This window comes from Siccibacter turicensis LMG 23730 (assembly GCF_000463155.2).
In the GTDB taxonomy this organism is placed as follows: Bacteria; Pseudomonadota; Gammaproteobacteria; order Enterobacterales; family Enterobacteriaceae; genus Siccibacter; species Siccibacter turicensis.
The window spans coordinates 793,721-818,388 of sequence record NZ_AWFZ01000028.1 but is presented as its reverse complement, the minus strand read 5'-3'; the positions used below and the strand labels follow the sequence as shown (position 1 = coordinate 818,388).

The 24,668-nt window shown below is 57.1% G+C and carries 19 protein-coding genes and 6 tRNA genes; 6 read left to right on the top strand and 19 right to left on the bottom strand.

Features of this window, described 5'->3' with window-relative positions:
• Position 1: 1 nt before the first annotated feature.
• From corC to miaB, 4 genes are all read right to left on the bottom strand, one after another.
• The gene (gene corC / locus DW58_RS08195) at positions 2 to 880 is read right to left on the bottom strand and encodes a CNNM family magnesium/cobalt transport protein CorC (RefSeq protein ID WP_024547838.1); all 879 of its coding nucleotides are present in this window, start codon (positions 878 to 880) and stop codon (positions 2 to 4) included.
• 78 nt (positions 881 to 958) lie between these two features.
• Positions 959 to 1,426 carry an rRNA maturation RNase YbeY gene (gene ybeY, locus DW58_RS08190; protein ID WP_024547839.1) on the bottom strand — a complete coding sequence of 156 codons (468 nt, stop codon included), beginning with the start codon at positions 1,424 to 1,426 and terminating at the stop codon, positions 959 to 961.
• A complete protein-coding gene (locus DW58_RS08185) occupies positions 1,423 to 2,484 on the bottom strand; it encodes a PhoH family protein (RefSeq protein WP_024547840.1) in 1,062 nt (353 codons plus the stop codon). Before DW58_RS08185 ends, ybeY begins: the two co-directional genes overlap by 4 nt.
• A 223-nt stretch (positions 2,485 to 2,707) precedes the next feature.
• Positions 2,708 to 4,132 carry a tRNA (N6-isopentenyl adenosine(37)-C2)-methylthiotransferase MiaB gene (gene miaB, locus DW58_RS08180; protein ID WP_024547841.1) on the bottom strand — a complete coding sequence of 475 codons (1,425 nt, stop codon included), beginning with the start codon at positions 4,130 to 4,132 and terminating at the stop codon, positions 2,708 to 2,710.
• Positions 4,133 to 4,311: 179 nt separating this feature from the next.
• On the opposite strand from miaB, the gene ubiF reads away from it, so the two are divergent.
• The gene (gene ubiF, locus DW58_RS08175; protein WP_024547842.1) at positions 4,312 to 5,487 is read left to right on the top strand and encodes a 3-demethoxyubiquinol 3-hydroxylase; all 1,176 of its coding nucleotides are present in this window, start codon (positions 4,312 to 4,314) and stop codon (positions 5,485 to 5,487) included.
• Positions 5,488 to 5,570: 83 nt separating this feature from the next.
• Here the strand turns inward: ubiF and DW58_RS08170 are convergent.
• The 11 genes from DW58_RS08170 to nagB all read right to left on the bottom strand — a co-directional run bounded on the left by DW58_RS08170 (position 5,571) and on the right by nagB (position 12,392).
• Positions 5,571 to 5,645, bottom strand: a tRNA-Gln gene (locus tag DW58_RS08170).
• A 37-nt stretch (positions 5,646 to 5,682) separates the two neighbouring features.
• Positions 5,683 to 5,757: transfer RNA gene (locus DW58_RS08165), tRNA-Gln, on the bottom strand.
• Positions 5,758 to 5,763: 6 nt separating this feature from the next.
• Positions 5,764 to 5,840, bottom strand: a tRNA-Met gene (locus tag DW58_RS08160).
• 70 nt (positions 5,841 to 5,910) lie between these two features.
• Positions 5,911 to 5,985, bottom strand: a tRNA-Gln gene (locus tag DW58_RS08155).
• Between the two features lie 22 nt (positions 5,986 to 6,007).
• Positions 6,008 to 6,092: transfer RNA gene (locus DW58_RS08150), tRNA-Leu, on the bottom strand.
• Positions 6,093 to 6,099: 7 nt separating this feature from the next.
• Positions 6,100 to 6,176, bottom strand: a tRNA-Met gene (locus tag DW58_RS08145).
• Between the two features lie 235 nt (positions 6,177 to 6,411).
• A complete protein-coding gene (asnB, locus tag DW58_RS08140; protein ID WP_024547843.1) occupies positions 6,412 to 8,076 on the bottom strand; it encodes an asparagine synthase B in 1,665 nt (554 codons plus the stop codon).
• A 303-nt stretch (positions 8,077 to 8,379) separates the two neighbouring features.
• A complete protein-coding gene (locus DW58_RS08135) occupies positions 8,380 to 9,132 on the bottom strand; it encodes an HAD-IIA family hydrolase (RefSeq protein WP_024547844.1) in 753 nt (250 codons plus the stop codon).
• 61 nt (positions 9,133 to 9,193) lie between these two features.
• Positions 9,194 to 10,414, bottom strand: a complete 1,221-nt coding sequence (gene nagC, locus DW58_RS08130) for a DNA-binding transcriptional regulator NagC (RefSeq protein ID WP_024547845.1) — start codon at positions 10,412 to 10,414, stop codon at positions 9,194 to 9,196.
• 7 nt (positions 10,415 to 10,421) lie between these two features.
• Positions 10,422 to 11,570, bottom strand: coding sequence for an N-acetylglucosamine-6-phosphate deacetylase (gene nagA / locus DW58_RS08125; RefSeq protein WP_024547846.1), 1,149 nt, complete (start codon positions 11,568 to 11,570; stop codon positions 10,422 to 10,424).
• Positions 11,571 to 11,591: 21 nt separating this feature from the next.
• Positions 11,592 to 12,392 carry a glucosamine-6-phosphate deaminase gene (gene nagB, locus DW58_RS08120; RefSeq protein ID WP_024547847.1) on the bottom strand — a complete coding sequence of 267 codons (801 nt, stop codon included), beginning with the start codon at positions 12,390 to 12,392 and terminating at the stop codon, positions 11,592 to 11,594.
• Between the two features lie 324 nt (positions 12,393 to 12,716).
• Here nagB and nagE point away from each other — a divergent pair, with 324 nt between their 5' ends.
• From nagE to DW58_RS08100, 4 genes are all read left to right on the top strand, one after another.
• Entirely contained in the window at positions 12,717 to 14,735 is a 2,019-nt protein-coding gene (gene nagE, locus DW58_RS08115; protein WP_024547848.1) for an N-acetylglucosamine-specific PTS transporter subunit IIBC, read from the top strand.
• A 174-nt stretch (positions 14,736 to 14,909) separates the two neighbouring features.
• Entirely contained in the window at positions 14,910 to 16,577 is a 1,668-nt protein-coding gene (gene glnS / locus DW58_RS08110; protein WP_024547849.1) for a glutamine--tRNA ligase, read from the top strand.
• A 436-nt stretch (positions 16,578 to 17,013) separates the two neighbouring features.
• A complete protein-coding gene (gene chiP / locus DW58_RS08105) occupies positions 17,014 to 18,423 on the top strand; it encodes a chitoporin ChiP (protein ID WP_024547850.1) in 1,410 nt (469 codons plus the stop codon).
• Positions 18,424 to 18,525: 102 nt separating this feature from the next.
• Positions 18,526 to 21,183, top strand: coding sequence for a beta-N-acetylhexosaminidase (locus tag DW58_RS08100; RefSeq protein ID WP_024547851.1), 2,658 nt, complete (start codon positions 18,526 to 18,528; stop codon positions 21,181 to 21,183).
• A 102-nt stretch (positions 21,184 to 21,285) separates the two neighbouring features.
• On the opposite strand, the gene fur is transcribed toward DW58_RS08100, so the two are convergent.
• From fur to ybfF, 4 genes are all read right to left on the bottom strand, one after another.
• On the bottom strand, positions 21,286 to 21,738 hold the full coding sequence (gene fur / locus DW58_RS08095) for a ferric iron uptake transcriptional regulator (RefSeq protein WP_024547852.1): 453 nt from the start codon (positions 21,736 to 21,738) through the stop codon (positions 21,286 to 21,288).
• Between the two features lie 295 nt (positions 21,739 to 22,033).
• The gene (fldA, locus tag DW58_RS08085; RefSeq protein ID WP_024547853.1) at positions 22,034 to 22,564 is read right to left on the bottom strand and encodes a flavodoxin FldA; all 531 of its coding nucleotides are present in this window, start codon (positions 22,562 to 22,564) and stop codon (positions 22,034 to 22,036) included.
• 161 nt (positions 22,565 to 22,725) lie between these two features.
• Positions 22,726 to 23,010: a LexA regulated protein gene (gene ybfE, locus DW58_RS08080; protein WP_024547854.1), complete on the bottom strand. Its 285-nt coding sequence runs from the start codon at positions 23,008 to 23,010 to the stop codon at positions 22,726 to 22,728.
• Between the two features lie 129 nt (positions 23,011 to 23,139).
• Entirely contained in the window at positions 23,140 to 23,916 is a 777-nt protein-coding gene (gene ybfF / locus DW58_RS08075; RefSeq protein WP_024547855.1) for an esterase, read from the bottom strand.
• A gap of 192 nt (positions 23,917 to 24,108) precedes the next feature.
• On the opposite strand from ybfF, the gene seqA reads away from it, so the two are divergent.
• Complete coding sequence (gene seqA / locus DW58_RS20880) at positions 24,109 to 24,657, top strand: replication initiation negative regulator SeqA (protein WP_024547856.1); 549 nt, start codon at positions 24,109 to 24,111, stop codon at positions 24,655 to 24,657.
• The last annotated feature ends 11 nt before the right edge of the window (positions 24,658 to 24,668 follow it).

The window sequence follows — 24,668 nt, the reverse complement described above, 5'->3', positions numbered from 1 at the left end:
ATCATTCATCCAGTTTAGGCGGCGGCGCGTCGTCCGGGAATTTGACATGAACCTGAATAATACGGCGGCTGTCTGCCATCGCCACTTTGAACTGATAACCATTGATCTCAATGGTTTCACCGCGGGCGGGAAGATGGCCGAACGCCTGCATGACCAGGCCACCGATGGTATCCACTTCTTCATCGCTGAAGCTGGTGCCAAAGGTCTCGTTAAAATCTTCGATTGGCGCCAGCGCTCGCACCGTCCAGGTATGACGGCTCAGCTGGCGGAAATCGTTGTCCTCTTCCTCGTCGTACTCGTCGTCAATCTCGCCGACGATAAGCTCAAGGATATCTTCAATGGTCACAAGACCCGACACGCCGCCAAACTCGTCAATCACAATCGCCATGTGATAGCGCAGGGAGCGAAACTCTTTCAGCATGCGGTCAACGCGCTTGCTTTCCGGCACCACAACAGCCTGGCGTAACACTTTTTCCATACTGAAGGCTTCTGCATCGCTGCGCATAAACGGCAGCAGATCTTTCGCCATCAGAATCCCTTCGATGTGATCCTTATCTTCACTGATGACCGGGAAACGCGAGTGGGCGGACTCGATAATGACGTCGAGACACTCGTCCAGCGTCTGGTTGCGTTTCAGGGTGACCATCTGTGAGCGGGGGATCATGATGTCGCGGACGCGCTGGTCTGCGATATCCATCACGCCTTCGAGCATGTCGCGCGTATCTTCATCGATAAGCTCGTTCTGCCCGGAGTCACGAATCAGCTCCAGCAGTTCGTCACGGTTTTTAGGTTCGCCGTGGAACAGCTGGCTCAGAATAAGAGAGAAAAATCCCTTTTTAGTATTGGGTGAATCGCTACTGTGTGAGTTGTCGTCGCTCATGGCGTTCGTTCAGGTTCTCGTGTTAGTTAATGATGTGCAACCCCGCAAGGGCGGGGCGCAGGGCTCGGCTTACGCCGGTTACTCTTTCTCGGCAATGTACGGATCGGCGAAGCCCAGGGCAAGCATTATCTCTGTCTCAATGCCTTCCATCTCTTCGGCTTCATCGTCTTCAATATGGTCATAGCCCAGCAGATGCAAACTGCCGTGGATAACCATATGCGCCCAGTGCGCGTGAAGCGGTTTTTCCTGCTCACGCGCTTCGCGCTCAACCACCTGGCGGCAGATGATCAGGTCGCCCAACAGCGGCAGCTCGATGCCCGGCGGGGCTTCAAACGGGAAGGAGAGCACGTTGGTGGATTTATCCTTGCCGCGATAGGTCAGGTTAAGCTCGTGACTCTCGGCATCGTCAACGATGCGGATGGTCACTTCCGACTCTTCCTGAAACTGCGGTATCACGGCGTCCAGCCAGGTCTGAAACTGGGCTTCATCCGGAAGCCCGGCGGGGTCTTCGCAGGCAATCTGCAAATCCAGCATTACCTGGCTCATGGGTTCTCCTGCGAGCCAGTGGCCTGTGCCTGAGCTTCACGTTTGCGTTCCGCCGCCTGCTCCGCTTTACGCTTCTGATCGGCCTCTTCCCAGGCTTCATAGGCGGTGACGATGCGCGCAACGACCGGGTGACGCACCACGTCTTCGCTGTGGAAGAAGTTAAAGCTGATCTCTTCGACCTCAGCCAGCACCTCAATAGCGTGACGCAGGCCGGACTTAGTGCTGCGCGGCAGGTCGATCTGAGTGATATCTCCGGTAATCACCGCTTTGGAGTTAAAGCCGATACGGGTCAGGAACATCTTCATCTGTTCGATGGTGGTGTTCTGGCTCTCATCAAGAATGATAAAGGCATCGTTCAGGGTACGGCCACGCATGTAGGCCAGCGGGGCAACTTCAATAACGTTGCGCTCCATCAGCTTTTCCACGCGCTCAAAGCCCAGCATTTCAAACAGGGCGTCGTAGAGCGGGCGCAGGTAAGGGTCAACCTTCTGGCTGAGATCGCCCGGCAGGAAGCCCAGCTTTTCACCGGCTTCTACCGCAGGGCGGGTCAGCAGGATACGGCGAATCTCCTGACGCTCCAGCGCATCAACCGCTGCGGCAACCGCGAGGTAGGTTTTACCCGTACCCGCCGGGCCCACGCCAAAGGTGATGTCGTGATCGAGAATATTGGCGATGTACTGCGCCTGATTAGGGGTACGCGGCTTGATAACGCCACGCTTCGTTTTGATGTTTACCGCTTTGCCGAACTCCGGCACGCTTTCTGCCGTCTGTTCCAGCACGCGGGATTCTTTGATCGCGAGATGAATACTCTCCGGGTCAATGTCTTTTGTCTGGCCGCGCATCGGGGCGGTATCGACATACAGATCGCGCAGAATATTCGCCGCAGCATTTACGCACAGCGTTCTGCCAGTGAGCGTAAAGTGGTTATCGCGACGGTTAATTTCGATGCCCAGACGCCGTTCGAGCTGTTTAACATTGTCGTCGAACGGTCCGCACAAACTCAGCAGACGGGCATTGTCTGCTGGTTCCAGCGTTATTTCACGTGTATCGATATTCAAACTTATCCTCTTGTCACACTGGACCGCTAAGGTGAGCCAAAGCCTTACGGAAATTTCACAGGCCTGTCTGAAGTATTTACGGCACGGGAAAAAGGCGCAAGCATTGGGGATGATATTTGGGTGCAGCTTTCAGAAAGCAAGGGCTGTAACAGAATTTGCAGTGTCTGACTGCACGGTCAGGCCGTACAGCCAGAACGGCCCGCAGAGCGCGAGCCGGAAGACGTTACGGCTGGAAAATGCCAACGCCATACTCGTTTTCTTTACGGGTGCGGGCGATCACCGACTCGGGCGACTCAACCACGCGCAGGCCCATCTCCTCTTCGGTGCGGACCAGGGTGCCGCGCAGGGAGTTAGGCAGCACTTCGGTAATCTCGACGTCCACGAATTTCCCGACCATGTCCGGTGAGCCTTCGAAGTTCACCACGCGGTTGTTCTCGGTGCGGCCGGAGAGCTCCATGATGCTCTTCCGCGACGTCCCCTCAACCAGAATACGCTGGGTGGTACCGAGCATACGGCGGCTCCACGCCATCGCCTGCTGGTTGATGCGCTCCTGAAGGATGTAAAGACGCTGCTTTTTCTCCTCTTCCGGGACGTCATCCACCATGTCCGCCGCCGGGGTGCCCGGACGCGCAGAGAAGATAAAGCTGAAGCTGACGTCAAAGTTGACCTCGGCGATAAGCTTCATGGTCTGCTCGAAGTCCTGGGTGGTTTCCCCCGGGAAGCCGACGATAAAGTCGGAGCTAATCTGGATATCCGGGCGCGCGGCGCGCAGCTTGCGGATAATGGCTTTATATTCAAGCGCGGTATGGGTACGGCCCATCAGGTTCAGCACGCGGTCAGAGCCGCTCTGTACCGGCAGATGCAGGAAGCTCACCAGCTCAGGGGTATCGCGGTACACCTCGATGATATCGTCGGTAAACTCAATCGGGTGGCTGGTGGTGAAACGAATACGATCGATGCCGTCGATGGCGGCCACCAGACGCAGCAGATCCGCGAAGGTGCCCGGCGTACCGTCGTAGTTTTCGCCGCGCCACGCGTTGACGTTCTGGCCGAGCAGGTTGACTTCACGCACGCCCTGCGCCGCAAGCTGGGCAATTTCCAGCAGGATGTCATCGCCGGGGCGGCTCACTTCCTCACCGCGGGTGTAGGGCACCACGCAGTAGGTGCAGTACTTGTTGCAGCCTTCCATGATGGAGACAAACGCCGTCGGGCCATCGGCACGCGGTTCCGGCAGACGGTCAAACTTTTCGATTTCCGGGAAGCTGATGTCGACCACCGGGCTTTTTGAGCCGCGAACCCGGTTAATCATCTCCGGCAGGCGGTGCAGGGTCTGCGGGCCAAAGATGATATCCACATAGTGGGCGCGTTGACGGATATGATCGCCTTCCTGAGAGGCCACGCAGCCGCCCACGCCGATGATCAGATCGGGATTTTTCGCTTTCAGCAGCTTCCAGCGGCCAAGCTGGTGGAACACTTTTTCCTGTGCCTTCTCGCGAATTGAGCAGGTATTGAGCAGCAGCACATCGGCTTCTTCGGCCACGTCGGTTAGCTGGTAACCGTGGGTGGCGTCCAGCAGATCGGCCATCTTTGATGAATCGTACTCGTTCATCTGACAGCCCCAGGTTTTAATATGGAGTTTTTTTGTCATCGACTTGCTCATGCTTACGTTAAGGCGAGGAGTGCAGGGCGCGTATTGTAATGCTTTGCTCCTGATGTGACCAGCCTGACGCCCGGATTGGGCGTGTGGTTGTCGGGATTCTGCCGCGAGTTAAACGTGGGTCGCAAAAATCCGGTACACTTGCCCTATCAGCGAAAGGATAAATGACTATGGCAAATCAACCAATTGACGTCGCCGTCGTAGGCGGTGGCATGGTGGGCGCCGCGGCGGCCCTGGGACTGGCGCAGCAGGGATTTTCGGTAGCGGTCATTGAGCACGCCGAGCCGCCGGCATTCGATACGGCCTCGCCGGTGGATGTGCGTATTTCCGCCATCAGCAGCGCCTCGGTAGGACTGCTGAAAAGCCTCGGCGTCTGGGAGTCGGTGCTGGCGATGCGTGCGCATCCCTACAGCCGCCTGGAAACCTGGGAGTGGGAGAGTGCGCAGGTGGTGTTCGATGCCGCCGACCTGAAGCTCCCCGAGCTGGGGTACATGGTAGAGAACAACGTGTTGCAGTGCGCGCTGTGGCAGCAGCTGGTCTCGCAGCCCGGCGTCACGCTGCACTGTCCGGCGACGCTTAGCGCGCTGCACCGTCAGGACGACAGCAATCTGCTGGAGTTTGAGGGCGGCGAGACGCTCCGCGCCCGGCTGGTGATGGGCGCCGACGGGGCGAATTCGCAGATCCGACGCTGGGCGGGGATTGGCGTACACGCCTGGCAGTATCAGCAATCCTGCATGCTGATCTCGGTAAAATGCGCCAACGCACCGGGGCGCAGCACCTGGCAGCACTTTACCCCCAACGGGCCGCACGCGTTTCTGCCGCTGTTTGATAACTGGGCCTCGCTGGTCTGGTATGACCGTCCGGCGCGCATTCGCCAGCTTCAGGCGATGAACATGACGCAGCTGAAGCGTGAAATCGAGGCGCATTTCCCGGCGCGGCTGGGTGACGTTACGCCGGTGGCGGCAGGTGCGTTTCCGCTGACCCGCCGTCATGCGGCAGAGTATGTGAAGCCAGGCCTGGCGCTGGTCGGCGATGCGGCGCATACCATCCATCCGCTGGCAGGCCAGGGCGTTAACCTGGGTTACCGGGACGTGGATGCGCTGATTGACGTGCTGACCAACGCGCGCAGCGTCGGTGAAAACTGGTCCAGCCTTGACGTGCTTAAGCGCTACCAGCGTCGTCGTCAGGCGGACAACCTCTTGATGCAGAGCGGAATGGATCTGTTCTATGCCGGCTTCAGCAACGATCTGCCACCGCTGCGCGCGCTGCGCAATCTGGGGTTGATGGCGGCGAACCGCGCCGGCGTGTTGAAGCGTCAGGCGCTGAAGTACGCGCTGGGGCTGTGAGTCTCGTGAGCCGGGTGGGAAACCGCCCGGTTTAGCCAGAAGCAGAAAAGCAAAAAGCTCGCCGAAGCGAGCTTTTTTAATGGTGGCTGGGGTACGAGGATTCGAACCTCGGAATGCTGGTATCAGAAACCAGAGCCTTACCGCTTGGCGATACCCCAACAGGGTGCGTTTACAGCGTAAACGACTTTTTAAAAGTGGCTGGGGTACGAGGATTCGAACCTCGGAATGCCGGAATCAGAATCCGGTGCCTTACCGCTTGGCGATACCCCAACAATGTGGTGGCTACGACGGGAATCGAACCTGTGACCCCAGCATTATGAGTGCTGTGCTCTAACCAGCTGAGCTACGTAGCCAAATTGTACTGTAATACCAGAAAATTTCCTGGTAAAGATTCACGCGACAATGCGCACAAATCGAAAATTATGGCTGGGGTACCTGGATTCGAACCAGGGAATGCCGGTATCAAAAACCGGTGCCTTACCGCTTGGCGATACCCCATCCGTGCAACGCTTACTGGGAATGGTGCGGGAGGCGAGACTTGAACTCGCACACCTTGCGGCGCCAGAACCTAAATCTGGTGCGTCTACCAATTTCGCCACTCCCGCAAAAAGATGGTGGCTACGACGGGAATCGAACCTGTGACCCCAGCATTATGAGTGCTGTGCTCTAACCAGCTGAGCTACGTAGCCATCTTTTTCGCGTTACCTTATCGGCGTTGCGGGGCGCATTATGCGTATTGGGCCTGGAAGCGTCAACACATTTTTTGTCGAAAATGTCTCGTGCGCTGACTGTTTGACCAGCTTACGAACAGCTTGCTGCAATATTCGGCAATTATTGGATATCTCTCCCTTTTATGCCGCTTTTTTAGACCTTAACGCCGGAAAAAAGAAGGGCCCCGCAGGGCCCTGATAGTGATACTGGCTGTTACTGATAGGCGGACTGATGAACGCCCACGGCGCGTCCGGAAGGATCGTTCATGGTTTTGAACGCTTCGTCCCATTCGATGGCTTTGGCTGACGAACAGGCTACAGACGGACCACCCGGCACGCATTCGGCAGCGCTTGGCAGCGGGAACAGCTCCTCAAAGATTTCACGGTACAGATAGGCCTCTTTTGAGGACGGCGTGTTGTACGGGAACCGGAACGCGGCGTTCGCCAACTGCTGGTCGGTGATCTGCTGTGCCGCGACCTCTTTCAGGGTATCGATCCAGCTGTAGCCCACGCCGTCGGAGAACTGCTCTTTCTGACGCCACGCCACGCTTGCCGGCAGGTAAGATTCGAAGCATTCGCGCAGAATGTGTTTTTCCATTTTGCCGTTGCCGCACATTTTATCCTGCGGGTTGATGCGCATGGCGACATCAAGGAATTTTTTATCCAGGAAGGGGACGCGGGCTTCCACACCCCAGGCCGACATCGCTTTGTTGGCGCGGGCGCAGTCGAACATATGCAGCGCCTGAAGCTTACGCACCGTCTCTTCGTGCAGCTCTTTGGCGTCCGGCGCTTTATGGAAGTAAAGGTAGCCGCCAAACACCTCGTCAGACCCTTCGCCCGACAGCACCATCTTGATCCCCATCGCCTTGATTTTGCGGGACATCAGGTACATCGGGGTGGAGGCGCGGATGGTGGTCACATCGTAGGTTTCGATGTGATAGATAACGTCGCGAATCGCATCCAGCCCTTCCTGCACGGTGAAATGAATTTCATGGTGCACGGTGCCCAGATGGTTTGCCACTTCCTGCGCGGCTTTCAGATCCGGCGCGCCCTCAAGGCCTACGGCGAAGGAGTGAAGCTGCGGCCACCAGGCTTCGGAGCGCTCCTGATCTTCCACGCGGCGCGCGGCGAATTTCTTGGTAATGGCGGAGATAACCGATGAATCCAGGCCGCCGGAGAGCAGCACGCCGTAAGGCACGTCGGACATCAGGTGGCTTTTCACGGCGTCTTCCAGCGCCTGGCGCAGTTCGGCTTTGTCGGTGACGTTGTCTTTCACCGCCTCGTAGCTAAACCAGTCGCGCTGATAGTACGGACGAATTTCACCGTCCTGGCTCCAGAGATAGCTGCCGGCCGGAAACTCTTTAATGGTGCGGCACACCGGCACAAGGGCTTTCATCTCGGAGGCAACGTAGAGGTTGCCGTGTTCATCATGGCCCATATAAAGCGGGATGATACCGATATGGTCGCGGCCAATCAGGTAAGCGTCTTTTTCGCTGTCATACAGAACGAACGCAAACATGCCCTGCAGCTCATCGAGGAACTCCGGGCCCTTCTCCTGGTAAAGCGCGAGGATCACCTCGCAGTCGGAGCCGGTCTGGAACGGATAGCGGTCGCCGTATTCGGCACGCAGCGCCTGATGGTTGTAGATCTCACCGTTAACCGCAAGGGCATGGGTTTTTTTCTGGTTGTACAGCGGCTGCGCACCGGCGTTGACGTCGACAATCGACAGACGCTCGTGGGCGAGGATCGCGTTGTCGCCCGCATACACGCCGGACCAGTCCGGGCCGCGGTGGCGCATCAGGCGAGAGAGCTCCAGCGCTTTTTTACGCAGCTCTGTCGCATCCGTTTTAATATCCAGTACACCAAAAATGGAACACATAACCTTCTCCGTTAAGCCTTGCCGTGACGTGGTATCGAATGGGTGGTCAACGCGTTTAAGGCTTGTCAGCGCGTTGACGTATCGCTTATGCACGAAAATGCCCTGGTTGATGACGGTTGTGCAAGCGATTTGCGGTTTCGTTGAAAAATAGTCAATGCGGCATTGTGGAATAGTGAAAAAACGCAGGCATACAGCGCTAAAAATTAGCGGATCGACAATTTTATCGCAGTTTTATTGATGGCGGGCAGTGCGTAAGGCAGAGGAAATAACAATAGTACAGCCGCGCCGGGCGCGGCATAAGGATCAGATAACGTCGATCTCAGCGACCGACGGGTAAATCCAGCTTGGGCGGAACGGCATAGCGTCAATGTCGTTAAGCGTGGAGACGCCCGACAGCACCAGAATGGTTTCCAGACCCGCCTGGAAGCCTGCGAGGATGTCCGTGCGCAGGTTGTCGCCCACAATCACGGTGTGCTCGGAGTGGGCCTGCATTTTATTCAGCGCGGCGCGAATGATCCACGGGCTGGGTTTGCCGACATAGAACGGCTTGCGTCCGGAAATCTTCTCAATGCCCGCGCACAGCGCGCCGCAGGCCGGATAAAAACCGCGACCGTGGGTATCCGGGTTGGTGGCGATAAAACGCGCGCCGTTGGCAACGAAGAAAGCGGCCTTGTGCATCATTTCCCAGTTATAGGAGCGCGTTTCGCCGACGATCACGAAATCAGGGTTGATGTCGGTAATGGTGAAGCCTGCTTTATACAGCTCATGAATAAGCGCGCCTTCGCCAACCACGTAGGCTTTCTTGCCTTCCTGACGGCGCAGAAAGTCGGCCGTCGCCATGGCCGAGGTATAAAACACGCTGTCCGGCACGTTGATGCCCGCCGAGGCAAAGCGGTTTGCCAGATCCTGGCCGGTTTGCGAAGGGTAGTTGGTCAGCAGAACCAGCGGAAAGCCTTTTTCAAGGATGCGGGTCAGGAATTCGCTGGCACCGGGGACGGCAACGTTATCGTGCATCAGCACGCCATCAATATCACAAATTACGTTCTGAATGGTCATCGACTACTCGTGTCCTGATTGCGCAAAGGCGTAACTATAGCCTGGAAAAGGGCAGATCCGCTTAGCTTTCCAGCAGGTGCTGCAGCAGGATCCCGTTTAGCATCGCACGCTTCACCAGCGCAAAAGCGCCGATGGCGGAGCGATGGTCGAGCGCGGAGGTCATCACCGGCAGGTTCTTGCGAAACGCTTTCAGCACCTGCGCATTAATGCAGCTTTCAATGGCCGGCAGCAGCACTTTTCCCGCTTCCACAATCTCGCCGGCGATAATGACTTTTTGCGGATTGAACAGGTTAATGGCGATGGAAATCGCTTTGCCGAGATGACGGCCGGCGTGTTCGATGACTTCGCTTGCCAACGGGTCACCTTTGTTGGCGGCTTTGCAGATGGCTTTGATGGTGCAGTCATCCAGCGTCAGACGGCTTTGATAGCCCTGCTCAAGCAGATGGCGCACCCGTTGCTCAATGGCGGCATTGGCTGCGATGGTTTCCAGGCAGCCGAAATTGCCACAGTGGCAGCGCTCGCCCAGCGGGTCGACCTGAATATGACCGATCTCGCCGACGTTGCCGTTGCGGCCAATGAAAATGCGACCGTTAGAGATAATCCCCGCTCCGGTTCCACGGTGTACACGCACCAGAATGGAGTCTTCGCAGTCGCGGGTTGCACCAAAGTAGTGCTCGGCCAGCGCCAGACTGCGAATATCGTGCCCCACGAAACAGGTGAGGTTAAAGCGTGTTTCCAGCGCCTCCACCAGCGGCCAGTTTTCTACCGCTATATGGGGCATGTATCGCACCACACCGCTTTCCGGATCGACGAGGCCCGGCAGAATAACCGAGATGGCGATAAGCTCGCGGATTTTACGCTGCCATGTGGTGAGGAACGTGGCGATGGTGTTGAGTAGCTCGTGCTCAAGGGTTTCCTGAGTGCGCTGCGGCAGCGGGAAGTGCTCTTCTGCCAGCACTTTACTGCTGAGATCGTAGAGCGTCAGCGTGGCATCGTGACGCCCAAGACGCACGCCGATGGCCTGGAACTGACGGGTTTCGGTGACGATTGAAATGGCGCGGCGCCCACCGGTAGAGGCTTGCTGATCCACCTCTTTGATAAGGCCGCGCTCAATAAGCTGGCGAGTAATTTTGGTGACGCTGGCGGGTGCAAGCTGACTCTGTTCGGCAATCTGAATGCGCGATATGGGACCGTGCTGGTCAATCAGGCGATACACCGCCGCGCTATTCAGTTGTTTTACCAGGTCAACGTTACCAATTTGAGCTTGTCCGCCAGTTGTCATGCCTTACTTACTCAGTGACGACCTCGTTACCATTAACGATGGTCTTGATGATTTTATAATCGTGGGTGAAGGCAGTCAGGTTTGCCACTTTACCCGGTTCAATGGTGCCGAGGTGCTTGTCCACGCCCATGGCGCGCGCCGGATAGAGGCTTGCCATACGCAGCGCTTCGTCCAGCGACACATTGACGTGCTGCACCAGATTGCGCACCCCTTCGATCATCGTCAGGGCGGAACCGCTTAAGGTGCCGTTCTCATCCACGCAGAGTCCGTTGCGATAGTATATTGTTTTACCAGCAAAAATGAACTCTTCGATGTTAGCGCCTGCCGGTGCGGTCGCATCCGTCACCAGGCACAGCTTATCGCCTTTAATACGTTTTGCGTTGCGTACGTTGGCATAGTCCACGTGTAGACCGTCGACGATGATACCGCAATAGAGGTCCGGCTCGTCAAAAATCGCACCGACCAGGCCCGGCTCGCGACCGCTGATGTACGGCATCGCATTAAACAGGTGCGTGGCGAAACGGATCCCCGCGCGGAAGCCGGTTTTCGCTTCGGCAAAGGTTGCATTGGAATGGCCGGCGGAGACCACGATGCCCGCGTCCGTCAGTTGGCGGATGGTTTCCGGCGCCACCATTTCAGGGGCAAGGGTAATTTTGGTAATGACATCCGCGTTCTGGCACAGATAATCGACCAGCGCCGCGTCCGGCTTGCGCACAAACGACGGATTGTGGGTGCCTTTTTTTACAATGTTCAGCCATGGGCCTTCAAGGTGAAGCCCCAGTGCCTGATGGGGATGGTTGCTGAGGTAGTCTCGCATCACCGCGACACCCTGTTTCATCAGGTCATCGCTGGTGGTGATGAGGGTTGGCAGATAGCTGGTGCAGCCTGATTTTTCATTGGCTTTTTGCATGATTTCCAGCGTTTCTACACTGACGGCCTCGGCGGTGTCGTTGAACTGCACGCCGCCGCAGCCGTTGAGCTGCACGTCAATGAAACCGGGGGCGATGATGGCACCGCCGAGATTACGCTGTTCAATACCCGCGGGCAGGTCAGCCAGCGGGCAGATGCGCTCAATCAGGCCATTCGCGACAACAATCGCGTGGTCATCCAGTACGTCATGGCCGGTGTAAATCCGACCGTGGGTTAAAGCATACATAGGTTACCCCCGGTAAACTGCTTAAAGACCTTTGATGTTTTCTGCTTCTAATTCGTTGAAATACTTCAACGTCTTAACTTTCAATTCCATGGTTGACGGTTCGTCGCACACTACCACCGCTTTCGGGTGCAGCTGCAGACAGCTGATGGTCCACATGTGGTTGACGTTGCCTTCAACCGCCGCCTGCAACGCCTGCGCTTTCTGATGGCCCAGCACCAGAATCATCACTTCCTGCGCATCCAGCAGCGTACCGACACCCACGGTCAGGGCGTATTTTGGCACCTGGTTAACGTCGCCATCAAAGAAGCGCGAGTTGGCCACGCGGGTATCATGGGTCAGGGTTTTGATGCGGGTGCGTGAGGCCAGCGAAGAGGCCGGCTCGTTGAACGCGATGTGCCCGTCGTTGCCAACACCGCCCATGAAGAGATGGATTTTACCGTAGGCGCGAATTTTTTCCTCATAGCGACGGCACTCTTCGTCGATATCCGGTGCGTTTCCATCCAGCAGGTTGATGTTTTCCGGCAGAATATCCACGTGGTCGAAGAAGTTGCGGTGCATGAAGCTGTGGTAGCTCTCCGGATGCTCCTTCGGCAGGCCGACGTATTCGTCCATGTTAAAGGTCACCACGTGCTTAAAGCTTACCTGGCCCGCTTTATGCATTTCTACCAGCGCTTTGTAGGCTTCCATCGGGGTACCGCCGGTTGGCAGGCCCAGTACAAACGGGCGATCGGCAGTCGGTGCAAACGTGTTGATACGGTTTACGATATGGCGAGCGGCCCATTTACCCACTTGCTGGGCGGTTGCCAAAGGAATCAGTCTCATCATTCACCTCACAGGTCGAAAAAGAACAGCGGACGCGGATTGAAGAAGGCTACCCTAAGCGTAACCTGGTTCACATTTCCGGGCTCAATCTGTATTGATTTTTTGAATGATAAAATAAGTTTTGGGTGATAGCCAGAGAAAGGGAGGGGGAAAAGCGATACCAGGCGATCACGATCACAAAAAAAGCGCGTTTAATTTGCGATACGAATTAATTTTTCAGACACTCGGTCGGTAGGTGATAATTCGCCGCGATTTCAGGTCCGTTAAACAATAAGAAACATGGCTTCACACAAGCCTTCAACGGGGTCTCATAGGGGGAATAAGGTGAGCATTCTAGGTTATTTACAACGTATTGGCCGCGCACTCATGGTGCCCGTGGCCACGCTGCCTGCCGCGGCCATTTTGATGGGCGTCGGCTACTGGATCGACCCGGTTGGCTGGGGGGGAGATAACGCGCTCGCTGCGCTGTTCATCCAGTCCGGTTCCGCCATCATTGACAACATGGGCGTACTCTTTGCCGTAGGTGTGGCATACGGTATGTCCAAAGATAAAGACGGCGCGGCGGCACTTGCTGGCTTCGTCGGCTTCCTGGTTCTCACTACCCTGTGCTCGCCGGCAGCGGTGGCTATGATCCAGAAAATCCCGGCAGACATGGTTCCGCCTGCGTTCGGGAAAATCAAAAACCAGTTCGTGGGCATCATGGTGGGGATTATCGCCGCCGAGCTCTACAACCGTTTCAGTACCGTCGAACTGCCGAAAGCGCTCTCCTTCTTTAGCGGCCGCCGTCTGGTGCCGATCCTCACGTCGTTTGTGATGATCGTGGTGGCGTTCATCATGATGTACATCTGGCCGATGGTGTTCAGCGGCCTGGTGAACTTCGGTGAGCATATTCAGAAGATGGGCTCAGTTGGCGCGGGCGTCTACGCGTTCTTCAACCGCCTGCTGATCCCGGTTGGTCTGCACCATGCGCTGAACTCCGTGTTCTGGTTCGACGTTGCCGGTATCAACGACATTCCGAACTTCCTCGGCGGCGCACAGTCCATCGAAGCCGGTAAAGCGGTAGTGGGGATTACCGGTCGTTATCAGGCGGGCTTCTTCCCGATCATGATGTTTGGCCTGCCGGGTGCCGCGCTGGCGATTTATCACTGCGCACGTCCCGAGAACAAAGCCAAAGTGCTGGGTATCATGATGGCCGGTGCCTTTGCCGCGTTCTTTACCGGTATCACCGAACCGCTCGAATTCTCCTTTATGTTCGTAGCGCCAGTGCTGTATGTGATCCACGCCGTGCTGACGGGGATCTCCGTATTTATCGCGGCTACCATGCACTGGATTGCGGGCTTCGGCTTCAGCGCCGGGCTGGTGGATATGGTGCTGTCATCGCGTAACCCGCTGGCAACGCACTGGTGGATGCTCATCCCGCAGGGGCTGGTCTTCTTCGTTATCTACTACGTGGTATTCCGCTTCACCATCAACAAGTTCAACCTGATGACCCCGGGTCGTGAGCTGGCCGTGGCCGGCAGCGAGGCGGATGGTCAGGATCTGAGCCTGAGCGGGAAAGACGAGCAGGATGCCTCCGAGCTGGCGCGTCAGTACATCGCTGCCGTTGGCGGTTCCGACAACCTGACCGGTATTGATGCCTGCATCACGCGTCTGCGTCTGAACGTCAAAGACTCGTCGCTGGTGAACGAAAACCTGGCGAAACGCCTGGGCGCGACCGGCGTCATTCGTCTGAACAAAACCAGTGTGCAGATCATCGTCGGCTTTGTGGCTGAGAAAATCGCTAACGCGATGAAAACCCTCGGCAACGTACCGGCTGCGCAGGCCGCGCCTGTCGCCGCACCGGTGGCGGACGTGAAGCCGCAGGCAGTACCGAACGGCCCGATCATCGCCGCGCTGGTATCGCCGGTAAGCGGTGAAGTGGTGCCGCTGGATCAGGTCCCGGACGAAGCCTTTGCCAGTAAAGCGGTGGGCGACGGCGTGGCGGTGAAACCGACCGGCAATCGGGTGGTGGCACCGGCCGCGGGCACCATTGTTAAAATCTTCAACACCAACCACGCGTTCTGTCTTGAAACGGAGAACGGCGCGGAGATCGTGGTGCACATGGGTATCGACACCGTGTCGCTCAACGGTCAGGGCTTCTCACGCCTGGTAGAAGAGGGTGCTGAGGTGGTTGCGGGTCAGCCTGTTCTGGAGATGGATCTTGCTTTCCTGAATGCGAACGCGCGCTCAATGATTAGCCCGGTGGTATGCAGCAACATCGACGACTTCAGCGCGCTGGTGGTGACGGCTCGTGGGTTGGTGGTCGCGGGGCAAACGCCGCTGTTCGAGATTAAAGGCAAATAATCGTTCCTGAGTCATGTGCTTTGCCTGAAGCGGCGGGATTATCCCGCCGCTTTTTTTATTGCCGCCCCGCGCCGAAGCGGCTCCCCGCGTTTTTCTGCAACAAACAGTTGTTTCACATCGCCGGTTATAAGATCATGCACCGTTAAACGATGTTCACGCCTTGAGGAAGCTGCGATGAGTGAGGCAGAAGCCCGCCCGACTAACTTTATTCGTCAGATTATTGATGAAGATCTGTCCAGTGGTAAACACACCACAATCTGCACCCGATTCCCGCCGGAGCCGAACGGCTACCTGCATATCGGCCATGCTAAATCCATCTGCCTGAACTTCGGCATCGCCGAAGACTACCAGGGCCAGTGCAACCTGCGTTTCGACGACACCAACCCGGTTAAAGAAGATATCGAGTTTGTTGAGTCGATTAAAAATGACGTGCAGTGGCTGGGCTTTCACTGGTCAGGCGATGTGCGCTACTCCTCGAACTATTTCGACCAGCTGTATCAGTATGCGGTAGAGCTGATCACCAAAGGCCTGGCCTACGTTGACGAGCTCTCTCCGGAAGAGATCCGCGAGCACCGCGGCACCCTGACTGCGCCGGGCAAAAACAGCCCATACCGCGATCGCAGCGTGGAAGAGAACCTGGCGCTGTTCGAAAAAATGCGTGCCGGTGAGTTTGCCGAAGGGAAAGCCTGCCTGCGTGCCAAAATCGATATGGCGTCGCCGTTTATCGTGATGCGCGATCCGGTGCTGTACCGCATTAAGTTTGCCGAGCATCACCAGACCGGCAACAAGTGGTGCATCTACCCGATGTACGACTTCACCCACTGCATCTCCGATGCGCTGGAAGGGATCACCCACTCGCTGTGTACGCTGGAGTTCCAGGACAACCGTCGACTGTATGACTGGGTACTGGACAACATCACCATTCCGGTTCATCCGCGTCAGTACGAATTCTCGCGCCTGAATCTGGAATACACCGTGATGTCCAAGCGCAAGCTGAACCTGCTGGTGACCGATAAGCACGTAGAAGGCTGGGACGATCCGCGTATGCCGACCATCTCCGGGCTGCGTCGTCGTGGTTACACCGCGGCCTCCATCCGTGAGTTCTGCAAACGCATTGGCGTGACCAAGCAGGACAACACCGTGGAAATGGCCGCGCTGGAAGCCTGCATCCGTGAGGATCTCAACGAGAACGCGCCGCGCGCGATGGCGGTTATCGATCCGGTTAAGCTGGTTATCGAAAACTACCCGCAGGGAGAGACGGAAATCGTTGCCATGCCGAACCATCCTAACAAGCCGGAGATGGGCACGCGTGAAGTGCCGTTCAGCGGTGAAATCTGGATCGATCGTGCGGACTTCCGCGAAGAGGCGAACAAGCAGTACAAGCGTCTGGTGCTGGGTAAAGAAGTTCGCCTGCGCAACGCCTACGTGATCAAAGCCGAACGCGTGGAGAAAGACGCTGAAGGCAACATCACCACCATTTTCTGCTCTTACGACGCCGACACGCTGAGTAAAGATCCTGCCGACGGCCGTAAAGTGAAGGGCGTTATCCACTGGGTCAGCGCTGCGCACGCGCTGCCGGTTGAGATCCGCCTCTACGATCGCCTGTTCAGCGTCCCTAATCCGGGTGCGGCAGAGGACTTCCTCGCCACCATCAACCCGGAATCGCTGGTGATCTGTCAGGGCTTTGCGGAACCGAGCCTGAAAGAGGCCGCGTCAGGCGTCGCGTATCAGTTCGAACGCGAAGGCTACTTCTGCCTCGACAGCCGCTATGCCACCGCTGACAAACTGGTGTTTAACCGCACCGTTGGTCTGCGTGACACCTGGGCGAAAGCGGGCGAATAACCCTCGTTGTTCTGCTGTAAAAACGCCGCGCTCTGCGGCGTTTTTTTTGCCAGTATTCCTTCAAAGCGATTACCGGTTAACTTCGCGACGCAAATTATTTTATCGCTTTACTCAATAATCCCGCCGTTATTCATTATTTTAATCAATTTATTCTTCCTCGCTTTTAACGTCATTTTCGCCCTATATATACGCTATATTCCTGGTTTAACGCCTTTTTTTAACCTGCGCCGGTATATGTTTCCAAATCCGTACAATTATGTGCTCGTGGTCATATTCCTGATAATCCTCTGCAAAAATAATTGATAATTCGCGACGCGAAAAATAAGCTTCGTCAGGCAGTGCGCCACATTTTGGGCTCGCTGCCTTTAAACTTTTTTATTTTTTTTGCCTGGCCCTTTCGCGTCGGGCGTTATTTTCGTCAAAGAGGAATTTCACCATGCGCGCGTTTGCTTTCAGACGTCGTGCGCTGACGCTGGCTATTGCCGGTGCGACAGCGCTTACCGGTTTTACCCCAGGCTCCGCGGCGCTGGCCGCGGGTTTCATTGATGATTCCACCCTGACCGGCGGCATCTATTACTGGCAGCGCGAGCGCGACCGTAAAGACGTCACTGACCACGATAAATACAAAACCAACCTCTCTCACGCCACCTGGAACGGCAATCTCGATTTTCAGTCTGGCTTTATTGCCGATACCGTTGGTCTGGATATCGCCGCCTTTACGGCAATTGAGATGGCGGAAAATGGCGACAGCGGCCACCCCAACGAAATAGCCTTCTCCTCCAGTAATAAAGCCTACGACGAAGAGTGGTCCGGGGATAAAAGCGGGATCAGCCTCTATAAAGCGGCGGGGAAATTTAAATACGGTCCTGTCTGGGCGCGGGCCGGGTATATCCAGCCCACCGGGCAAACACTGCTGGCACCGCACTGGAGTTTTATGCCGGGCACCTATCAGGGGGCCGAAGCCGGAGCGAACCTCGATTATGGTCAGGCTGGCGCGCTGAGCTTTTCGTACATGTGGACCAACCGCTATAAAGCGCCCTGGCATACCGAAATGGACGGGTTCTACCAGAACGATCGGGTGACCCGCGTCGATTATCTGCACTCGCTCGGCGCGAAGTACGACTTTAAAAACGATCTGGTGCTGGAGGCGGCATTTGGCCAGGCGGAAGGGTTTGTCGATCAGTACTTTGCCAAAGCCAGCTACACGCTCCCGGTCGCTGGCAGCCCGCTCTCGACCAGCTATCAATTCTACGGTGCGCGCGATAAAGCCGATAACGCCACCCTCAACGACATCTATGACGGCACCGCCTGGCTCCAGGCCGTGACCGTTGGCTACAAAACCGGGCCGGTGGATCTGCGCCTTGAGGGCACGATGGTGAAAGCGGAGGGGCAGCAGGGCTTTTTCCTGCAGCGCATGACCCCGACCTACGCCTCCTCCAACGGTCGGCTGGACATCTGGTGGGATAACCGCTCCGACTTTAACGCCAACGGGGAGAAAGCCCTGTTCTTCGGTGCCATGTACGATCTCAGCCACTGGGATCTTGCCGGCTGGGCTGTGGGCGCCTCTTACGTCTACGCCTGGGATGCCAAACCGGCAAGCTGGGCGCTGGATGCCAACGGTGACCGGCAGGGGATTGCCGCCAATAAAATCAAGGAGTCGGCCTACAGCCTGGATGCGTCCTACACCGTGCAGGACGGGCGCGCCAAAGGCACGCTGTTCAAACTCCACTTCACCCAGTACGACAACCACTCCGACATTCCCAGCTACGGCGGCGGGTATGGCAATATTTTCCAGGACGAACGCGACGTGAAGTTCATGGTGATAGCGCCTTTCACCCTGCTGTAACCCTTACCGGTGCGCAGCCCGCGCGGTATCGGGTTGCGCAGGTGGCGTGTTGCCCGCCGGCCGCGCCACCGCATCAACAATCAGAGACTCAAAGGACGTGACATGAAAGCATTCAATCTGAGCGTGGTCGCTTCGGCGCTGATGGGCTTGCTGGGCAGCGGTGTGGTGCTGGCCGGACAGGAGACCGTCGACAGCATCAGCACATTTACCCTCAACTACACCATCAATGATAACCATGCCGCACAGCATGGCGTGGACTGCGCCGCGCTCGGCGCCGACTGGGCGTCGTGCAATAAAGCCACCCTTACCCTGACCAATAACGGCGACGCGGTCACCGACCGGGAGTGGACCATCTGGTTTCACAGCATCCGCCGCATCCTGCGCGTCGATAATCCGCAGTTCCGGGTTACCCACGTGATGGGCGATCTGCACAAGCTGGAGCCTACCGACGCCTTCACCGGCTTTCCCGCCGGGCAGCAGACCGTCATTCCCATCGTCAACGAGTACTGGCAGCTGTTTATCACCGATGTGCTGCCGCGCTGGTATGTCACCGCCGATGACGCCACGCCAAAAACCATCGCCAGTACCGACACCGACGATCTGACGCAGTTTGTCACTCCGCTCGGCGAGCAGTGGAAGCGCACCCCGGATGACAAAAACGTGCTGATGACGGCCGAAGCGCGCTTTGACAAAAACAGTGAGGTGAAGGTGCTTAACGCCCCGGCGCTGCGCGGTCAGATTGTGCCGACGCCGCTGACTCTCCATGTTCAGGGGCAGGATATCGATCTGGCCCTGGGGGTGAAACTCGATCTTGCCGCGCTGTCGTCGGAGAGCCAGCAGGCGATACGGCAGCGCTTCACGCAGCTTGGGGTGAATACCGAGGGGCGCTGGCCGGTGCGTACCGCGATAGCAGCCGATGCCTTCAGCGGCGAGATGGCAAAGCCGGGCGCCTACCGGCTGAAGATTGGCAAGCATGAAGCCGTGGTCACCGGCATCGATCGGGCCGGGGTGTTTTATGGCCTGCAATCGCTGCTCTCCCTGATCCCGGCGAACGGCGCGCCAACCATCCCCGCGCTGGAAGCCAGCGATGCGCCGCGCTTTGACTACCGCGCCATTCATCTGGACGTGGGGCGAAACTTCCACACCAAAGCGGCAGTGCTGCGGCTGCTGGATCAGATGGGCGCGTACAAGCTGAATAAATTCCACTTCCACCTGAGCGACGATGAAGGCTGGCGCATTGAGATCCCGGGTCTGTCAGAGCTGACGGAGGTGGGCGGCAGACGCTGCCACGATCTGAGCGAGAGGACCTGCCTGCTGCCTCAGCTTGGCTCCGGGCCGGACACCAGCAATAACGGCAGCGGGTTCTTCACCCGCGCGGACTACATCGACATCGTGAAGTACGCTGCCGCCCGGCAGATCGAGGTGATTCCGGAGATCGACATGCCCGCCCACGCCCGTGCTGCGGTAATGGCCATGGAGGCGCGCTACGATCGGCTGATGAAGGCGGGTGACGAGAAGGGCGCCGGCGAATTCCGTCTGCTCGACCCGACCGACACCTCCAACACCACCGGCGTGCAGTACTACAACCGCACCGGGTATCTCAACCCGTGCCTGGAGGCATCGGGCCGGTTCGTGGATAAAGTCATCGGTGAAATTCAGCGGATGCACCGTGAGGCCGGTCAGCCGCTCACCACCTGGCACTTTGGCGGCGACGAGGCGAAAAACATCTATCTCGGCACCGGCTATACCGATAAAACCAGGCCGGAAGCCGGGAAGGGCGTCATTGACCAGAGCATTCAGGATAAGCCTTGGGCGAAGTCGGCGGCCTGCCAGAAAATGGTGAAAGCGGGCACGGTGGCGGATGTGGATCATCTCTCGAGCTATTTCGGCGTAGAGGTCAGCAAGCTGGTTAACGCTCACGGCATTGAGGCGATGCAGGCCTGGCAGGATGGCCTGAAGGATGCCAAAGACGCGAGCGTATTCGGCACCCGACACGTGAACGTTAACTTCTGGGACACCCTCTACTGGGGCGGGTTTGACACGGCGAACGACTGGGCGAACAAAGGGTTCCGCGTGGTGATCTCCAACCCGGACTACGTCTATCTCGATTTCCCGAACGAGGTGAACCCGCAGGAGAGCGGCTACTACTGGGGCACGCGCTTTAGCGACGAGCGGAAAATCTTCAGCTTCGCGCCGGATAACCTGCCGCAGAATGCCGAAACCTCTGTGGATCGCGACGGTAACGCCTTCAGCGCCACATCCGATAAGCCGTGGCCCGGCGCCTATGGCCTGTCGGCGCAGCTGTGGAGCGAGGTGGTACGCACCGACAAGCAGATGGAGTACATGATCTACCCGCGTCTGATTGCCGTTGCCGAGCGGGCATGGCATCGCGCAGCGTGGGAGCAGGACTATACCGTCGGGCGCGAATACAAAGGCGGTGAAACGCATTTTGTGGACGTGAAGGCGCTGGCCCAGGACTGGGCGCGCTTCGCCGGGATTATCGGCAGCCGCGAGCTGGCGAAGCTGGATAAAGCCGGCGTGCAGTACCGTCTGCCGGTGCCGGGGGCGCGTATCGTCGGCGGCAAGCTGGCGGCGAACATCAGCCTGCCGGGTCTGGCCGTGGAGTACTCCACCGACGGGGGCAAAAACTGGCAGCGCTATGACGATAAACAGCGCCCGACGGTTAGCGGTGCCGTGCAGGTGCGTAGCGTCAGCCCTGACGGCAAACGCGTCAGCCGCGTGGATCACGTTAAAGGGTAGGCGCGGTGACTCATACGCCAGCCTGCGGGCTGGCTTTTTTGTCTGCCCGTGGTCGGGACGAAAAAAAACCGGCCTTAGCCGGTTTTCTGTCGCGCTGCGCGGTTACTTGTTATTAACCTCGTGCGCGTGTTCTTCTTCGCGGCAGTCGCCTTCAGCGCAGTGACCGTACAGGTAGAGGCTGTGGTTGGTCAGACGAATACCGTGACGGGTAGCGATTTCACGCTGACGCAGTTCGATAGAGTCATCGCTGAATTCAATCACTTTTCCGCAGTCGAGGCAGATCAGGTGATCGTGGTGATGCTGCTGCGTCAGTTCGAACACGGATTTGCCGCCTTCGAAGTTGTGGCGCGTCACGATGCCGGCATCGTCGAACTGGTTGAGCACGCGATATACGGTGGCCAGGCCAATCTCTTCGCCCATGTCGATGAGGCGCTTGTAGAGGTCTTCCGCGCTGACATGGTGGTTGTCTGGACCCTGCAACACTTCGAGAATTTTAAGTCTTGGAAGCGTGACTTTCAGGCCAGCCTTTTTTAATGCGGTATTATTGTCAGTCATGCGGAATCTGTCCTGTTGCTTTGCGATTCGCTCCGGTACACGAAGCAGAATAACCGGATATCTTGTGTTGAATGCGACTCATTATAGAACTGCCTGAGTTAAATGAAAATCGCAAGTACCAATCCGAAAGTGTGCTTAAAAACCGGAATGGCGCCACAATTTATAGGGGTTTCACTCGGTTAACCAGGGAGACATTGTACAGAGTTGAGGGGAAAAGTTACAAACTTGTAGCGATTATTTTTATTGGTTTTATCTATTGATACGGCGTAAATCGATGATTTACGCCGTTCAATTATCAGGCGTTAAGGATGTCCTGAAGATGCAGTTCTTCGGAAATCTGTTTCACCCACTGGTCGACGCGCTCGGCGGTCAGTTCCGGCTGACGATCTTCGTCAATGGCGAGGCCCACGAAGTGGTCGTCATCCGCCAGGCCCTTAGAGGCTTCAAAGTGGTAACCCGCGGTTGGCCAGTGGCCGACGATGGTGGCACCGTTCGGCTCGATGATGTCGCGGATGGTACCCAGCGCATCGCAGAAGTACTCTGCATAATCTTCCTGATCGCCGCAGCCAAACAGCGCGACCAGCTTGCCGTTGAAATCCACTTCTTCCAGCGTCGGGAAGAAATCATCCCAGTCACACTGCGCTTCGCCGTAATACCAGGTCGGAATACCCAGCAGCAGGATATCGAAGGCTTCCAGATCTTCTTTGCTGCTTTTCGCAATGTCATGCACCTCGGCAACATCCGTACCGAGCTGTTTTTGAATCATTTTTGCGATGTTTTCGGTGTTGCCGGTGTCGCTGCCGAAAAAAATGCCTACGATTGCCATGAGTTAAATAACCTCTTGAAACTAAATAGTATGGTGACGGCAGAATGCCCGCAGATAAGGGCAATCATAGCAGAACAGCGAAGAGTGCGGAAACCGCTATCACCTCGGTGTGCACAGACTGCAACATGGTGGCGTTTTTCTCGCCGTTTTTTGCGGGGAAATTATTGGGACGTGAGGTTTTTCAGCTGGGCCAGCAGCATCTCTTCAATAAGCTCGCTGCGGCTGATATCACGCGCCTGCGCCAGCTGGTTAAGTGCGTCTACCGCTTCTTCATTGAGCTTCAGTTCGACACGCTTAAGCCCGCGAACTTTGTCGCGCTTTAGCTGATTGCGTTTATTGATGCGCAGCTGCTCATCACGCGTCAGGGGGTTCGTCTTCGGGCGGCCGGGGCGACGCTCGTGCGCGAACAGATCAAGTGTCGTACGGTCCGTTTGTTCTTTTGCCATGATAGAAAATTGAGACAGGAGAAACAGGCTGCCCGACAGCGCCGGGGCGTAATTACAGCGCGCCATCATACATGAGGGCGTCCGGCGCGCCAACGCGTTAACGTCCTCAAATGGCCGGTCGGTCTGTTTTTAGTCAGTTACGCCGCCATCCAGAAAGCGGCGGATGGCGCGCAGCACCGCCTGCGGTTTCTCGGCGTGAACCCAGTGGCCGGCACCGGCAATCACATGCGCGCGGGCCTGCGGGAACTGCGCCAGCAGCGCATCGCGATAGCTTTCTGAGACGTACGAGGAGTTGCCGCCGCGAATAAACAGGGCAGGGTGCGGCCAGGCGGGCACCGTTTCCCAGCCGGTGATCTGGCGATAGCAGTCCCACAGCACCGGCACGTTAAAGCGCCACGCGCCGTCGACAAAGGATTTCAGCAGAAACTGAATCACGCCCTCTTCATCAAGATGGCGACGCATCACCTCGGCCGCCGCCTGGCGACTCTCCGCCCCCGCCTCGGTCACCGCGCGGATGGCGGCGAAGATCTCGTCGTGGCGGCGCACGTCGTAATCCACCGGCGCCATATCAATCACCACCAGCTTATCAATGCGCTCGGGCGCCAGCGCCGTTACCGCCATCGCCGCTTTACCGCCCATGGAGTGGCCGATAAGCGTCACCTTATCGACGCCCTGCGCATCCAGGGTATCGATGATGTCCTGCGCCATCGCCGGATAACGCATCTCGTCGGCGCGCGGGGAGAGGCCATGATTTCGCATATCCACCGACAGCACATCGCGGTCTTCAACCAGGTCACGCGCCAGCACGCCGAGGTTGTCCAGGCTGCCAAACAGTCCGTGGATCAGCACGACGGGAGAATTGTTGTTCGGTTGTTGCGCAGATTGCGCTCGGGTATTCAATTTCATGGCAAAGTTCTTTTTTTGAGTGCGTCAGGTTAGGGTATCATGTTGACCATTCTGCCGCCCGGCCGCAAGATTCCAGTTTAATCTGACTTTTGCTGCCTTCCTGGTTTGACGCTATTCGCTGTTGGGTTTTTGCTTCTATAATCCCAACGTCCCAACGACTTGTATTCAGAGAAGATATTGCACTGGATGAAGATGAAAACGATTGAAGTTGATGACGAACTTTACCGCTATATTGCGAGCCACACGCAGCATATTGGCGAGAGCGCGTCGGACATTTTACGGCGCATGTTGAAAGTAGCCGCCTCCCTCGACGCTGCTCCCGCGCCGGTTAAAGGTGAACCGGTTGTTAAAGCGGTAGCAACGGAAGAGACGAAGCCGGTCAGCGAGGTCAGGGACCGCGTGCGCGCCATGCGCGAGCTGCTGCTGTCGGACGATTACGCCGAGCAGAAGAAAGCCGTCAATCGTTTCATGCTGGTTCTGTCTACACTCTACTCACTGGACGCTTCAGCGTTTGCCGCCGCCACCGACTCGCTTCATGGCCGCACCCGTATCTATTTCGCCGGGGATGAGCAAACGCTGCTACACAGCGGCAATCAGACTAAGCCCAAACACGTTCCCGGTACGCCGTACTGGGTAATCACCAATACCAACACGGAACGCAAGCGCAGCATGATCGAACACATCATGCAGACCATGCAGTTCCCGGCGGAATTGATCGAAAAGGTTTGCGGCACCATTTAACTCTTGCGTCA